The following is a 13,915-nucleotide window of genomic DNA, read 5'->3' on the forward strand; positions in this document are numbered from 1 at the left end:
AGGTCCAAAGAGCCGCATGCGCGCAATGTTCGACGCCATGCGGCCAAGCCAGAAACCACGTGGCGCTTAGGGAGAAAACTCTAACCGCCGCGTATGGTTTGTTTCAAACGTTGTAGTCATAATGAGCGGGCCTTTTTTGGAGGAGCACATATGAAATTAAAACAGGCCGTAACGGGGATGGCGGTAGCCGCCTGCATGAGCACGGCAGCACACGCGCAATCGGCCGGCACCTTTTTCCTCACGACGGGTTGGTTCCATCTGGCGCCCCAATCGAGCAGCCAACCGCTGAGCGTGACCAGCATCGGCGGCAGCCCAACCAACATCACCGAAGCCAACACCGGTGCCTCACTGAGTTCGGCCGACACCATCGGCTTCACCGGCGGTTATTTCATCACCGACCACATCGCAACCGAATTCGTCATTGGCGTCCCCCCTTCTTTCGACCTGGAAGGCACGGGCAGCCTCGAACAGTACGGCAAGATCGGGCAGGCCAAACAGTGGAGCCCGACTCTGCTGTTCAAGTACTACTTCAACGCGCCGACCGCTTCGCTCCGCCCGTATCTCGGTCTTGGTGTGAGCCGCGTCTCGTTCACCGATGCGAAGATCACCAACAGCGACTTTGAAGCCCAAGTTCTGCATGGTCCGACCACCGTGTCGACGGATAGTTCGTGGGTACCTGTGTTTAATGCGGGCTTCACGTACGCTTTCAACCAGCACTGGTTCGCCGGCCTGTCGATCTCATACCTCCCGCTCAGCACGACCGCGAAGCTGAGCTCGCAGTCGACCACGCCGGTCGGCACGCTGACCATCCAATCGCAGACCAAGATCAGGCTGAACCCGATCGTCACTTACGCCAACGTGGGCTACCGCTTCTAACGCTTCGCGAAAACGAGTGGCTTGAATTAGGGTAGTCGAATTTTCGCGGCATGGGGAACGCCGTCATCGAACCGATGACGGCGTTTTCATTTGGCTTTGCGCTGGCGCCTTCATGGCCGCGTCAGGCGGCATGAACGTTTGTAAAAATGACCCGGATTCGGCGCGCACGTGCAATATCTGCTGACGACACGGGCATGCCCGTCTTCTCAGCGCCGCCGCGTGCGCCACGTTCCGGGCGGTGTTGCGCTTTGGCATCGAAGTTGCGTTCAGATGGCGTTCCCTACGCTGCGACCGGATACTGCGTCTGCGGATAGCGTGTCCAAGCGACGATGTGCGGGGCCTTTCAACTCATCGACGGAGCGACCATGACAGCACTTCCAAATACGCGAGACGCCCTCGGCGAATCCTGGACCAGCGCGAGCCGCCGCGCGCGGCGCATCGCTCGCCACAGCCGCCATGCGGCCGAAGACATCGCGGTCGAGTTGCGCACCCTGCTGTCGGAACTCGAATCAACTTTGGCCGACGGCACGCAGGCCGACGCCGTGGCCTTGCGCAGCAAGCTGCGCAAACAACTGGACGCCGCGCGCGAGCGGCTGAACGACACACGCGACGCGATGCGCGAGCGCGCAGGAGTCGCGATCTCGGACGCCGATCACTACGTGCATGAAAATCCGTGGCAGACGATTGCGATCGTCGGTGGCCTTGCGCTGGTGGCGGGGGTGCTGCTCGCGTCGCGCTCGCGGTGACGCTGGCTGGCGCGGCTCGATGGTGCTGGCAGCGGTGGCTCGATGGCCACATTGAATGCGGCCACGCTGAACGCTACACCCGTTGCCGCGCCTCGCCGCCAGCGGCTAGTTATCGTCGATAACAAACAGCCGCTGATACTCCTTGACCGCATAGCGATCGGTCATCCCCGCGATGTAATGCGCGATCAGACGCGGCTGGCGCGCCGCATCGGCCGACTGGTAGTCCGGGGGCAGCAGTCGCGGGTCGTCGGTGAACGCGTCGAACAGGCCAACCACGATACGACGCGCCTTGTTAGCCATCCGCATCACACGATAGTGGCGGTACAGGTTTCTTAACAGAAAGCGCTTGAGCGCTGCCGCCTGCGCAGCGATCGCGTCGCTGTGCGCGACGAGCGGCGGCGCCGCACGCACGTCGTCGAGCGATGCCGGCGCGTAGCGGGCGAGATTTGCGCGCGTCGTCTCGATCAGATCGACGATCAGCGTATTGATCACGCGCCGCACCGTCTCGTGAATCAGCCGGCGCCCTTCGATCTGCGGGTAGTCGCCGCGCGCCGCCTCGCAGTGCGTCTGCCAGAGTTCAACTTCCGCAAGCTGCTCGAGCGACAGGAGGCCGGAGCGCAATCCATCGTCGACGTCGTGATTGTTGTACGCGATTTCGTCGGCGACGTTCGCGATCTGCGCCTCCAGCGACGGCTGCCGTCCTTCGAGAAAGCGCTCGCCCAATGCGCAGAGCCGCCGCGCGTTGTCGCGCGAGCAATGCTTGAGGATGCCCTCGCGTGTTTCGAAGCACAGGTTCAGGCCATTGAACGCTCCGTAGTGCTCTTCCAGTTCGTCGACGACCGCGAGGCTTTGCAGGTTGTGCTCGAAGCCGCCGTGCTCGCGCATGCATTCGTTCAACGCATCCTGCCCGGCATGGCCGAACGGCGTATGGCCGAGATCGTGCGCGAGCGAAATCGCTTCGACGAGATCTTCGTTGACGCGCAGATTGCGCGCGACCGAACGCGCGATCTGCGCTACTTCGAGGCTATGCGTGAGGCGCGTGCGAAACAGGTCGCCCTCGTGATTGACGAATACCTGAGTCTTGTACTCGAGCCGTCGGAATGCGGTCGAGTGGACGATGCGGTCGCGATCGCGCTGAAACTCGGTGCGCGCGCTCGGTGCGGCTTCCGCATAGCGACGCCCGCGCGACTGGCTCGAGTGTGCCGCGTACGGCGCGAGATGCGCTTCAAGCGCCTGCTGGGTCGGCGCGGCGACGGCGGGTATTGCGACGGCGGCAGCGGCATCCGCGGCGATGGCTGTGTTATCGATGCCGCTAACGGCGCCGCTCACGGCGGCTGCGCGCGCGCTCGGGTCATGCTGGATATCGTCGCTGCGCCTGTCAGTCACCGGATTCTCCGAAACATGGGCGGCGCCTCGTGACGTGGGTGCGTGAAGCGTGGCTGCAGGGCCGGGATGAAACTAGACGGCAGCGGCCAGCGTCGCCTGTACGTCGGTGTCGGGCGCCCGAGTGATCAGCGTCTCACCGAAACGCTTCAACAGAATGAACTTGATCGCACCGGCTTCGGCCTTCTTGTCGACCTGCATCAGCTCGACGTAACGGTCCGCGCCGAGCGCGGGAGCCCGGGTGGGCAGATGCGCGGCACGCACCACCTCGACGAGCCGATTGCGCGACGCTTCGTCGAGATGGCCGAGGCGCACGGACAGATCCGCCGCCATCACCATCCCGCAGCCGACCGCCTCGCCGTGCAGCCATTCGCCATAGCCGAGCCCGGCTTCGATCGCGTGGCCGAACGTGTGGCCGAAGTTGAGGATCGCGCGCAGACCGCCTTCGCGTTCGTCCTGCGCGACCACGGACGCCTTGATCTCGCACGAACGCTTGATCGCTTCGGCCAACGCCTCCGGTTCGCAGCGGTTCAACGCCTCGATATTGGCCTCGATCCAGGCAAAGAAACCGGCGTCGGCGATAGCGCCTGTCTTGATGACCTCGGCGATGCCCGCCGCGAGTTCGCGCTCGGGTAGCGTGCGCAATGCGCCAATGTCAGCGATGACCGCCTGCGGCTGGTAGAACGCGCCGATCATATTCTTGCCGAGCGGATGGTTGATGCCGGTCTTGCCGCCCACCGACGAATCCACCTGCGACAGCAACGTGGTCGGCACCTGGATGAACGGCACGCCGCGCATGTAGCACGCGGCGGCAAACCCGGTCATGTCGCCGATCACGCCGCCGCCGAGCGCGATCAGCGTGGTCTTGCGGTCGGCGCGCGAGCCGAGCAGCGCGTCGAAGATCAGGTTCAGCGTCTGAAGATTCTTGTACGCTTCGCCATCTGGCAAAACGACCGTGGACACCTGCTTGTTCAGCGGCGCGAGCGCCGCACGCAGCTTGTCGCCGTAGAGCGGATCGACGGCGGTGTTGCTGACGATCGTGACCGAGTTGCCGGCGATATGCGGCGCGAACAACTCGGTCTGGCCGATCAGATCGGCACCGATATGGATGGGGTAGGCACGCTCGCCCAGTTCGACGTTGACGGTGATCATACGGTCCATTATGGCGCAGGATGTTTGGCGACGCCGGCCATCTCGAGCTGCATCAGAACCATGTTGACGAGTCCGTTGACCGAGGGCCGGCCGGTTTCAATGACGAAATGCGCGCATTCGCGGTACAGCGGATCGCGCACTTCATAGAGCGCTTCGAGGCGCGCCTTGGGGTCTTCCGTCTGCAGCAGCGGGCGATTCTTGTCGCGCCGCGTGCGCAGCCAAAGATCGTGCGGATTGGCGCGCAGATAGATCACGAGACCGCGGCTTTTCAGCGCTTCGCGGTTTTCCGGGCGCAACACCGCGCCGCCACCGGTCGCGAGCACGATATTGTCGCGCTGGGTCAGCTCGGAGATGACGCTCGCTTCGCGATCGCGAAAGCCAGCTTCGCCCTCCAGCTCGAAGATCACCGGAATGCGCGCGCCCGTGCGCGCCTCGATTTCATGGTCGGAATCGAAGAACGGGCGCTCGAGACGGCGCGCAACCGCCCGACCCACAGTGGTTTTTCCTGCCCCCATGAGCCCTACGAAAAAAACATTGGCGTGTGCGTCCCGCGCTTGCAACGGTGTCCTCTGGCTAATCCGGTGTAGTTCGTGCCGCAGCTTACTGGCAAAGCGGCTGCCTTGTCGAGCCTGCGCGCCGCCGGCGGACGACGGCGCGCGCTGACCCTATGTGCCCTAATTGTCCCGCACCACGCGCGGCGTGATGAAAACCGCCAGTTCGCTGCGCGTGTCGCTATGGGTCCGATTGCGGAACAACGCCCCCAGAATCGGTATTTTGCCGAGGATGGGCACCCTCTCGACGTCGTCCCGGTCGCCGGTCTCGTAAATTCCGCCGATCGACACCGTACCACCATCCTCGACTTCGACGCGCGTTTGCACGTGCTTGGTGTTGATCGCGGGCCCGGCGTCGGTCTGCGCGCCGACGCTGTCCTTCGCGACGTCGAGATCAAGCACCACGCGGCCATCCGGCATGATCTGCGGCTCGACCTCCAGTTTGAGCGTCGCGCGGCGAAACTGCACGCCAGATATGCCCTGCCCGACCTTGGCCTGATACGGCAGCTCGGTGCCCTGCTCGACGATTGCCTTCATCCGGTCTGCGGTGACGACTCGCGGGCTCGACACGATTTTCCCATGCCCCTCGGATTCGAGCGCCGAGAGTTCGATATTCAGCAGCCGTGTCGCGTGCGCCGCGAATAGCGTGAGGCCGGCGGTCGCGGCGTCGAAACCGGAGATCGGGCGGGCCGACAGATCGTACACGGTGCCGTCCGCGCCGCCGCCCAGCCCTCTCGATGTACCGTCCGCGCTCGTCCCGGCGAGCGACAACCGCACCCCGAGATTGCGCGAAAAGCCATGGTCGCCTTCGACGATCTGCGCCTCGATCAGCACCTGACGGGTCGGCCGGTCGACGGATGCGATCAGCGCCGCGATCTGCTCGAGCCGCCCTGCGAGGTCGGTGACGAACAGTAGATTGGTGCGCGGATCGGCGGTGACGGCGCCGCGTTTCGACAGCACGCGCTGGGTGCCGGAGCCAGTCAGCAGACGGCGCACGTCTTCGGCGTGCGCGTAGTGCAGCTCGAACGTGCGGCTCGCGAGCGGCTCCAGGTCAGCGGCGCGCGCATGGGCTTCGAAGCGCTGGCGTTCGCGCGCGGCGAGTTCGGCGGCCGGCGCGACCCAGATGACGTTGCCGTGGCGCTCCATCGCCAGATTGTTGACGTCGAGCAGCGTATCGAACGCGGTACGCCACGGCACCTTGTCGATCCGTAGCGATACGGCGCCGTGCACTTTGGCGCTCGCGACGATGTTCAGACCGGTGAACTCGGCGAAGGCTTTCAGGACCGCGCCGAGTTCCGCGCGTTGGAAGTTCAGCGAAATCGGCTTGTTGCCCGCAGGAAGGCCCGAGTCGGCACTGGCCGCAGCATTGGCGAGGCGCAGCGGCGGCGGCAGCGGGACCGGCGGCCCTTCGAGACTGGGCGCACCGGCCGTGTCTTCGCGAGGCGGGGCGGCGGGTTGTTTTGGCAGCGGCGGTGTCGGACCGGTGGTGGCGACGTCGTCTGTGAAAGCGTCGGAGGCTATCGTCGAAGGCGGGGCTGCCTCGTGAACGTCCGGGGCCTGGGCGGCGTTTTGTGCTGAAGCGTCACCGAACGGATTCGCCGCTTTGCCGATGCTGCCGCTCGGCAACGGCGCTGTCCCGTAGGTTGTATCGGCCGATGCGGCCGGATCGTCGAGCGCCGCGTAGGTCGGCAAGGGCGGCAGCAGCGGCAGCGTCGATGCCTGCGCGATGCCGGCGCCCAGCGTCGCACCGACGTAGAGCCCGAAACACAGCCCGAACCTGATGTGGAGCTCGCGTCCGGCACCCAACGCCGCCCCGCTCCATAGCTTGAGGGCGCTCATCATGACGCCTCCGCGAGCGTCAGCGTGCGCGTCGCCCCGCCGTTCGTGAGCGTGATGCCGAGCGCGTCGAGTTGCGTGACCCGCTCGACGCCCAGTTGCTGCCCAGCCGTGACCGTCGTCGTGCCGTCCGGCGTATCGAGCAACGCGAGCCCGCGGCTGCGCTCACGCAGCAAACCGACAAGGCGCAACTGCGCGGTGTCGCCCGCCTCACCGCTAGCGACGATCCGCGGCCGAGCAAACGGATCGAAGAATACGAGGTCCTCGTCGTCATCCGGCTCGTCTGCGCGTGCCGCGTCGGTCCCGGACGCCGGCCGCAACGCGTCGTATACCTGCAGTGTCGCGGCAACAGCGAGCCCTTTGCCGTCCTGTTTAATGGTCACGTCGACGGGAACGATCAGCACCGGCAGTTGCACAAGCCCCTGGAAGAACGCCATCAGGTGAACGAAGTCCGTGCGCGCAGTGAGCTGGAGCGCGCGCATCCGTTCGACGCCCTCACCGCTCGCCGCGCCCGGCTCCACCGCGAGCAACGCGACACCGCTTTGCGTGGCCAGCTCGGAGACGATGCGCACGTCGTCGGCGGAACTCCACGACACGGAGGTCGACGCCGTGGCCGGCCACGCCGCGGCCGCACGGCGCAGCGACGGCAGTTGCGCGAGCGCACGCCGCGCCTCCGCGAGGCGCTGCGTACTGGCCGCGAGCGCCGCGCGGCTCGCGGCCAGTCCGGCGAGATCGGCCGCGTTCCAGCCGTAGGCGCCGAGGCCGAACACGAGCGCGGCAAGCGTCGCCGCAACGAGCCGGCGACGGCGCCCGCTCCACGCCGCGAGCGGCACACGCACCCGCTTGACCCAGCGCGAAAAACCGGCCGACACGTGCGCCGCACCGTTCGGCTCGAAGAAGGTCGTACTCATCGTGCACCTCCCGTTTGTGCGGCCTTCAACGCGCGTGTCGCTTTCGGCGGTGGATCGCCCCAGCGCAGACGCGCATCGAACTCCACCGGTCCGCCAATCGCCTGTTCAATCGACGCGCCGCCCTGCCCCGTCGGCCGATGCAGATCGCGCATCTCCGCGCCCTGCACGCCGTGGATCGAGCCAAGCCGCTTGAGCCACTCCGCCGAAGCGATATGGCTGCTCGAAGTCGCCAGCACCTCGGTCTCGAGCTCGCGCTGGCGCAACTGACGCAACACGACGCTACCGCCGGGCTCGAAGCTCAACGCGTCGAGCAGATCGCGCAGATGCACGAGCGGCGTCGCGAGGCTCGCGGCGCGCGCCGCGGCTTTGCGCCGCTCCTCCTCGGCCCGCGACAGCTTCGCGTGCTCCTCGAGCGGCGCAGCGAGCCGCGCCAGCGCTTGCCCGGCAGCCTCGCGCCGCGCATCGAGCCGCGCTGTGGCGAAGCTCTGCCAGCCGGCGACCAGCAACACGCCCGAAACGCCGATGCAAGCTGCGACAGCCCAGTCGCGCATACAGCGGCGCCGCGCGAGGCGCTCATTGCGTTGGCGGTACGGCAGCAGATTGAAGCCGCCGAGCCACGGCAGTGCGGCGCGCGGATCACGCCGATCGGAACCCGCGGTCACGCCGGACGAGAACGACAGACCGCCGATCATTCCAGCATCCCGCGCAACGCGAGCCCAAAAGCGACCGCGCCGGCCGGCTCGTGCAGCAATGCGTCGTCGAGCGGCCGCGCGTGGCTGCCGAGCAGCGCGCATTCGAACGGCAGCACCGAGCAGCCGAGCGCGTCGCCGACATCGGCGAGCGAAAAGCCGACGCCGTCGAGCAGATCGATTTCACCGCCGATCAGCGCGCAGTCGACCGCCGGGCCATGCACGAGGTCGCGCAACGCATCGGCGAGATCGGCATGCTCGGGCGCGGGATAACGCATCGTGTTGGCGTTCGCGCCATCGACGACGCGCCAACCGTACACGCCGTCGGAGCCGACCCACACTGCCGCGTACGACTCGTTCGGGTCGAGTTCGCGGCTCGCCGCGTAGCGCATCGCGCGCAATGCCGCGTGCGGCTCGCCATCGATCGCTGAGAGAGAAATGCCTGCGGTCGCCGCGCATTCGATGCGCGCTTCGAGATGCTGACGCGCGGTCGCGGCGATCCTCACCGAGCGCACCGGCCCCGGTATCTCGTCGACGTACCAGTCGACCGCGAGCGCATGACGCTCGAGCCCGGCGATGCGCTCCGCCTCGCTCATCACCGCGGGCGCGAGTCCGGCCAGCGCAACGCCACCGTCCTCCTCCTCGCAGTCGCTTTGCGCGGCGAGCCGCGCGAGCGGCACCGTTGTCGTCAGCGTGGCCGACGCGGGCACCGCCATCGAGCAGCGCAGCGCGTGCGTCGCGCACACGCGCGGCAAATCGGCGAAGGCATCGCGCAACGCGCGCGCGACTGCCTGCCGGTCGACTATCTCGGTGCCCGCCATTGCGCCGGCCGCGAGCGGCACGGTGCTTACATACTCGAGATGCAGCGCACCCCGTGCGCGCGAGCGCTGACTCAACACAACCAGACGCACGTTTTGCGAACCAACGTCAATGCCGGCGGCGAAACTCTGCCGGCCTTCCCGCACTGCCTGAAACCACGAATTTTTATAGGCCATCACGCCCTCCCTCTGACTCACGCGACGAACCATTCGAACGCGAGTAACGAAGGATCATTGTCGGCAGACGCACGTCCTAACGACATTCGGCCGAACGGCTAACGCGCACGCGAAGCCGCCCCGGGCGCCATCAAAGCGACTACAGTGGGGACTACAGCAAAGTCATTCCCGCGCCTGCCCTGTGCTCGTTTCGCGTCTTGCACCTGACGCACGTCGATCGCACGCCATCCGTAAGCAAGTCGAAAGCAAAAACGTCTGGCGGCTATAATCGCGGGACTGTTTTTCCGGTACTCCTATGCAAGTCACGTCTCCTACGTCCCCGCCGCCCGCGCCCAAAAAGCGCAAGCGCCCGTTGTGGCAGAAGCTCATCCTCGGCTTTATCGGCTTGATCGTGGCGGGCATCGTGTGCGTGGCGCTGCTGCTCGGCTATGCACTCGTGGTCGCGACGCCGAACCTGCCGTCGCTCGACGCATTGACCGACTACCAGCCGAAGGTGCCGCTGCGCATCTACACGGCCGACCACGTGCTGATCGGCGAATTCGGCGAGGAGCGGCGCGACATCGTGCACATCCAGGACGTGCCCGACAGCCTGAAGAAAGCGATCCTCGCGATCGAGGACGCGCGCTTCTATGAGCACGGTGGCGTCGATCTGACCGGCATCGCGCGGGCCGGCATCGTCGCGCTGACCAATGGCCATGCGACGCAAGGTGCGAGCACGATCACGATGCAGGTCGCGCGCAACTTCTTTCTCTCCAGCGAGAAGACCTACACGCGCAAGATTTACGAGATGCTGCTTGCGTACAAGATCGAGTCGAAGCTGAGCAAGGATCAGATTCTCGAGGTGTACATGAATCAGATCTATCTCGGCCAGCGTGCATATGGTTTCGCGAGCGCGGCGCGCGTGTACTTCGGCAAGGATCTGAAGGACCTGACGCTCGCCGAATCGGCGATGCTCGCCGGTCTGCCGAAGGCACCGTCGGCGTACAACCCGGTCGTCAATCCGAAGCGCGCGAAGGTGCGCCAGGAGTACATCCTGCAACGCATGTACGAGTTACGTTCCATCACCCAGGAGCAGTACGACGCGGCGAGCCGGCAGCCGCTCATCGTGAAGGGCCTGGGCAAGGAGTACAGCGTGCACGCGGAGTACGTCGCGGAAATGGTGCGACAGATGATGTACGCGCAATATCGCGAAGAGGCCTACACGCGCGGCCTGAACGTCGTGACCACGATCGATTCGGCCGATCAGGACGTCGCCTATCACGCGCTGCGCAAAGGGTTGATGGACTACGAGCGCCGCCACGGCTATCGTGGCCCGGAGGCGTTCATCGATCTGCCGGTCGACGCCGACGAGCGCGAGCAGGCTATCGACGACGCGCTGCTCGAGCATCCCGACAACGGCGAAATCATCGCGGCCGTCGTCACGGCGGCGGGCCCGAAGCAGGTGCAGGCGGCGTTCATCGACGGCAATGTCGCGACGATCGAGGGCGACGGCCTGCGCTACGCGCAATTCGCGCTCGGCCCGCGCGCGCAGGCGAATCAGCGCATCCGGCCCGGCGCAATCGTGCGGCTCGTGAAGAACGACGACGGCGACTGGTCGATCACGCAATTGCCGCAGGTGGAAGGCGCGTTCATCTCGCTGGTGCCGCAGGACGGTGCGATCCGCTCGCTGGTCGGCGGCTTCGACTTCAACAAGAACAAGTTCAATCACGTGACGCAGGCGTGGCGTCAGCCGGGCTCGAGCTTCAAGCCGTTCATCTATTCGGCGTCGCTCGAAAAGGGCCTCGGGCCCGCCACGATCATCAACGACGCGCCGCTCTTTTTCAGCGCCGCCGAAACCGGCGGCCAGGCGTGGGAGCCGAAAAACTACGGCGGCGGCTTCGATGGTCCGATGACGATGCGCACGGCGCTGCAGAAGTCGAAGAACCTCGTATCGATCCGCATCCTGAACCACATCGGCCCGAAGTACGCGCAACAATACATCACGCGCTTCGGCTTCGACGCCGACCGCCATCCCGCCTATCTGCCGATGGCGCTCGGCGCGGGCCTCGTGACGCCGCTGCAGATGGCGGGCGCGTTCTCGGTGTTCGCGAACGGCGGCTACCGGATCAATCCTTATCTGATCGCCGAGGTCACCGATCAGCGCGGCATCGTCGTGGCGCACGCGCAGCCGCTCGTGGCCGGGCAAAGCGCGCCGTTCGCGATCGAGCCGCGCAACGCATACGTGATGAACAGCCTGCTGCAAAGCGTGGCGCAGCGCGGCACCGGCGCGAAGAGCAACGTGCTCAAGCGCACCGACCTCGCCGGCAAGACCGGCACGACCAACGATTCGCGCGATGCGTGGTTCGCCGGCTATCAGCACACGCTCACCGCAATCGCGTGGATTGGCTACGACAACCCGCGCAGCCTCGGCGACAAGGAAACCGGCGGCGGCCTCGCGCTGCCGGTGTGGATCGACTACATGGGACGCGCGCTGAAGGGCGTGCCCGAGTACAAGATGGCACGCCCCGACAACGTCGCCGAAATCGGCTCGGAGCTGTATTTCGACGACTTCACGCCGGGGCACGGTTTCATCGCGACGGTCGGCGTCAGTCAGGCGACGCTCGATGCCGAGGCGAGCGCGGCAACCACGGCCGCGCCCGAGCAGGTCGGCGAGCAGGAAAAGCAGAACATCATGAATCTGTTCCGCGGGCACTGAGGCCGCGTCGATGTCCCGTTAGAAAAGAAAAACCGCCGCGTTCGATACGCGGCGGTTCTGTTTTGAGAGCGCTTCGAGCTTATTGCGCGGTGATCCGCACCGGCTCACCGGCCTGCTGCGTCGCATACTGCGACAGGGCTGCGAAAAACTCCGAACCGCTGCGCGTATCGCGCCATTCACCATCGACGAAACGGAAGTGGAAACCACCGGCCTTCGCCGCGATCCAGATCTCGCTCATTGGCGGCTGAAGGTTGACGATGATCTTCGTGCGGTTCTCGAATTCGAGAGTCAGAACGTTGCCGCTGCGCTCGAGCTCGATGTCGGCGTCGATGTCGTCTAGCGCGCTCTCGATGGCGGCCAGCACGGCTTCCGCACGGGTCAGGTAATCACTATCGGACATGCTAAACTCCATCGATTATTTATTCAGGGACAGTCATGCGAGTCGTAACTCGGATGCGCGCGGCAGCACCCGGCCGCGCGATTGTAGCGGTTTTAGCCATTTTCGCAGGTTGTGCGCTCACCGGCTGCGGCCAACGCGGCTCGCTCTATCTGCCGACCGTACCGCCGCTGCCTGCCCCGCCGGCTAACCGCACGCAAACACCGTCGACCGATCAGACGCAACCGGCTAGCGGCAACGCGGCCGGCATGGGCTCGATCCCGAACACCTCGGGCACGCCGCTCACGCTTGCCCCCGAAGAGCAACTCACGACACCGCCCGCTTCGGCGGCATCGGCTCCCGCAGTGCCGCTGCCCGCCTCTGCCGTCCCGTCCGTTCAATAAGACTTTCGCATGACTCGATCCGCATTTGACTACGTCGACGGCGTATTGCACGCCGAAGGCGTGTCCGCCGTTTCCCTCGCCGAGCAGTTCGGCACGCCGTTGTACGTCTATTCGCGCGCCGCACTCACCGCTGCGTGGAACGCCTATGCGGGTGCTTGCGCCGGGCGTCGCGCGAGCGTGCACGTGGCCGTCAAGGCCAACAGCAATCTCGCGGTGCTGAACGTGTTCGCGCGTCTCGGCGCGGGCTTCGACATCGTGTCGGGCGGCGAGCTCGCGCGCGTGCTCGCGGCCGGCGGCAAAGCGGAAAACACCGTGTTTTCGGGCGTCGGCAAGCAGGCGAGCGAAATGCGCGACGCGCTCGCGGCCGGCGTCAAATGCTTCAACGTCGAATCGATTCCCGAGCTCGACCGCCTCAACGCGGTGGCCGGCGAGATGGGCAAGAAGGCGCCGGTGTCGCTGCGCGTGAATCCCGACGTCGATGCGAAAACGCATCCGTACATTTCCACCGGCCTGAAGACGAACAAGTTCGGCGTCGCGTTCGAGGATGCACGCGCCACCTACCAGGCGGCCGCGGCGATGGCGAATCTCGAGGTGGTCGGCATCGACTGCCATATCGGCTCGCAGATCACCGAAGTCGCGCCCTATCTCGACGCGATCGACAAGGTGCTGGAACTCGTCGAGCAGATCGAGCAGGACGGAGTGACGATTCGCCATATCGACGTCGGCGGCGGTCTCGGCATCACCTACGACGACGAAACGCCGCCGGAAATTGGCGAGTTCGTGCGCACGGTGCTCGATCGAATCGAAGCGCGCGGCCACGGTCACCGCGAAGTCTATTTCGAGCCGGGCCGCTCGCTGGTCGGCAATGCGGGCGTGCTGCTCACGCGTCTCGAGTTTCTGAAGCCGGGCGAGGACAAGAACTTCGCGATCGTCGACGCGGCGATGACCGATCTCGCACGCCCCGCGATGTACGACGCGTATCACGCCATCGAGCCGGTCGTGAAGCGCGACGTGCCCGCGCACGTGTACGACGTGGTCGGCCCGGTCTGCGAAAGCGGCGACTGGCTCGGCCGCGAACGCCTGCTCGCGGTCGAACCCGGCGATCTGCTGGCGATTCGCTCGGCCGGCGCGTACGGCTTCGTGATGAGCTCGAACTACAACACCCGTGCGCGCGCCGCCGAAGTGATGGTGGATGGTACACAGGCGCATGTAGTTCGCGCGCGCGAAGAGGTCAAGCAGCTGTTTGCCGGTGAAACGATTCTGCCGGCGTAAACGTCAGTACCTCCGACAGACCCCTCGGT

At 65.7% G+C, this 13,915-nt stretch carries 13 protein-coding genes; 5 read left to right on the plus strand and 8 right to left on the minus strand.

From position 1 onward, the window contains the following. Positions 1-150 precede the first annotated feature (150 nt). Entirely contained in the window at positions 151-876 is a 726-nt protein-coding gene (locus tag L0U81_RS14410) for an OmpW/AlkL family protein (protein WP_233803701.1), read from the plus strand. A 365-nt stretch (positions 877-1,241) separates the two neighbouring features. Further along, positions 1,242-1,622 carry a DUF883 family protein gene (locus L0U81_RS14415; protein WP_233803703.1) on the plus strand — a complete coding sequence of 127 codons (381 nt, stop codon included), beginning with the start codon at positions 1,242-1,244 and terminating at the stop codon, positions 1,620-1,622. 105 nt (positions 1,623-1,727) lie between these two features. On the opposite strand, the gene L0U81_RS14420 is transcribed toward L0U81_RS14415, so the two are convergent. The 7 genes from L0U81_RS14420 to pilM all read right to left on the minus strand — a co-directional run bounded on the left by L0U81_RS14420 (position 1,728) and on the right by pilM (position 9,139). After that, positions 1,728-2,951 (minus strand): deoxyguanosinetriphosphate triphosphohydrolase, encoded by a 1,224-nt coding sequence (locus L0U81_RS14420; protein ID WP_442793420.1) that lies wholly within the window; start codon positions 2,949-2,951, stop codon positions 1,728-1,730. 129 nt (positions 2,952-3,080) lie between these two features. Next, entirely contained in the window at positions 3,081-4,157 is a 1,077-nt protein-coding gene (aroB, locus tag L0U81_RS14425) for a 3-dehydroquinate synthase (RefSeq protein WP_442793421.1), read from the minus strand. A gap of 8 nt (positions 4,158-4,165) precedes the next feature. Continuing rightward, positions 4,166-4,717 carry a shikimate kinase gene (locus L0U81_RS14430; protein ID WP_233803707.1) on the minus strand — a complete coding sequence of 184 codons (552 nt, stop codon included), beginning with the start codon at positions 4,715-4,717 and terminating at the stop codon, positions 4,166-4,168. Between the two features lie 114 nt (positions 4,718-4,831). Further along, positions 4,832-6,550 carry a type IV pilus secretin PilQ gene (gene pilQ, locus L0U81_RS14435; RefSeq protein ID WP_233803709.1) on the minus strand — a complete coding sequence of 573 codons (1,719 nt, stop codon included), beginning with the start codon at positions 6,548-6,550 and terminating at the stop codon, positions 4,832-4,834. Continuing rightward, positions 6,547-7,455 carry a hypothetical protein gene (locus tag L0U81_RS14440; protein WP_233803711.1) on the minus strand — a complete coding sequence of 303 codons (909 nt, stop codon included), beginning with the start codon at positions 7,453-7,455 and terminating at the stop codon, positions 6,547-6,549. Before L0U81_RS14440 ends, pilQ begins: the two co-directional genes overlap by 4 nt. Further along, complete coding sequence (locus tag L0U81_RS14445; protein WP_233803713.1) at positions 7,452-8,147, minus strand: fimbrial assembly protein; 696 nt, start codon at positions 8,145-8,147, stop codon at positions 7,452-7,454. The genes L0U81_RS14440 and L0U81_RS14445 overlap by 4 nt, the downstream gene beginning before the upstream one ends. Then, complete coding sequence (pilM, locus tag L0U81_RS14450) at positions 8,144-9,139, minus strand: type IV pilus biogenesis protein PilM (RefSeq protein WP_233803715.1); 996 nt, start codon at positions 9,137-9,139, stop codon at positions 8,144-8,146. The genes L0U81_RS14445 and pilM overlap by 4 nt, the downstream gene beginning before the upstream one ends. A gap of 295 nt (positions 9,140-9,434) precedes the next feature. Here pilM and L0U81_RS14455 point away from each other — a divergent pair, with 295 nt between their 5' ends. Then, positions 9,435-11,834, plus strand: a complete 2,400-nt coding sequence (locus L0U81_RS14455) for a penicillin-binding protein 1A (protein ID WP_233803717.1) — start codon at positions 9,435-9,437, stop codon at positions 11,832-11,834. A gap of 79 nt (positions 11,835-11,913) precedes the next feature. On the opposite strand, the gene cyaY is transcribed toward L0U81_RS14455, so the two are convergent. After that, positions 11,914-12,234 carry an iron donor protein CyaY gene (cyaY, locus tag L0U81_RS14460; protein ID WP_233803718.1) on the minus strand — a complete coding sequence of 107 codons (321 nt, stop codon included), beginning with the start codon at positions 12,232-12,234 and terminating at the stop codon, positions 11,914-11,916. A gap of 35 nt (positions 12,235-12,269) precedes the next feature. On the opposite strand from cyaY, the gene lptM reads away from it, so the two are divergent. Together lptM and lysA are read left to right on the plus strand one after the other, a co-directional pair. Beyond that, on the plus strand, positions 12,270-12,614 hold the full coding sequence (gene lptM / locus L0U81_RS14465; RefSeq protein ID WP_233803720.1) for an LPS translocon maturation chaperone LptM: 345 nt from the start codon (positions 12,270-12,272) through the stop codon (positions 12,612-12,614). A gap of 9 nt (positions 12,615-12,623) precedes the next feature. Then, positions 12,624-13,886 (plus strand): diaminopimelate decarboxylase, encoded by a 1,263-nt coding sequence (gene lysA / locus L0U81_RS14470; RefSeq protein WP_233803721.1) that lies wholly within the window; start codon positions 12,624-12,626, stop codon positions 13,884-13,886. Positions 13,887-13,915 lie beyond the last annotated feature (29 nt).

It is taken from the genome of Paraburkholderia sp. HP33-1 (assembly GCF_021390595.1).
GTDB lineage: Bacteria > Pseudomonadota > Gammaproteobacteria > Burkholderiales > Burkholderiaceae > Paraburkholderia.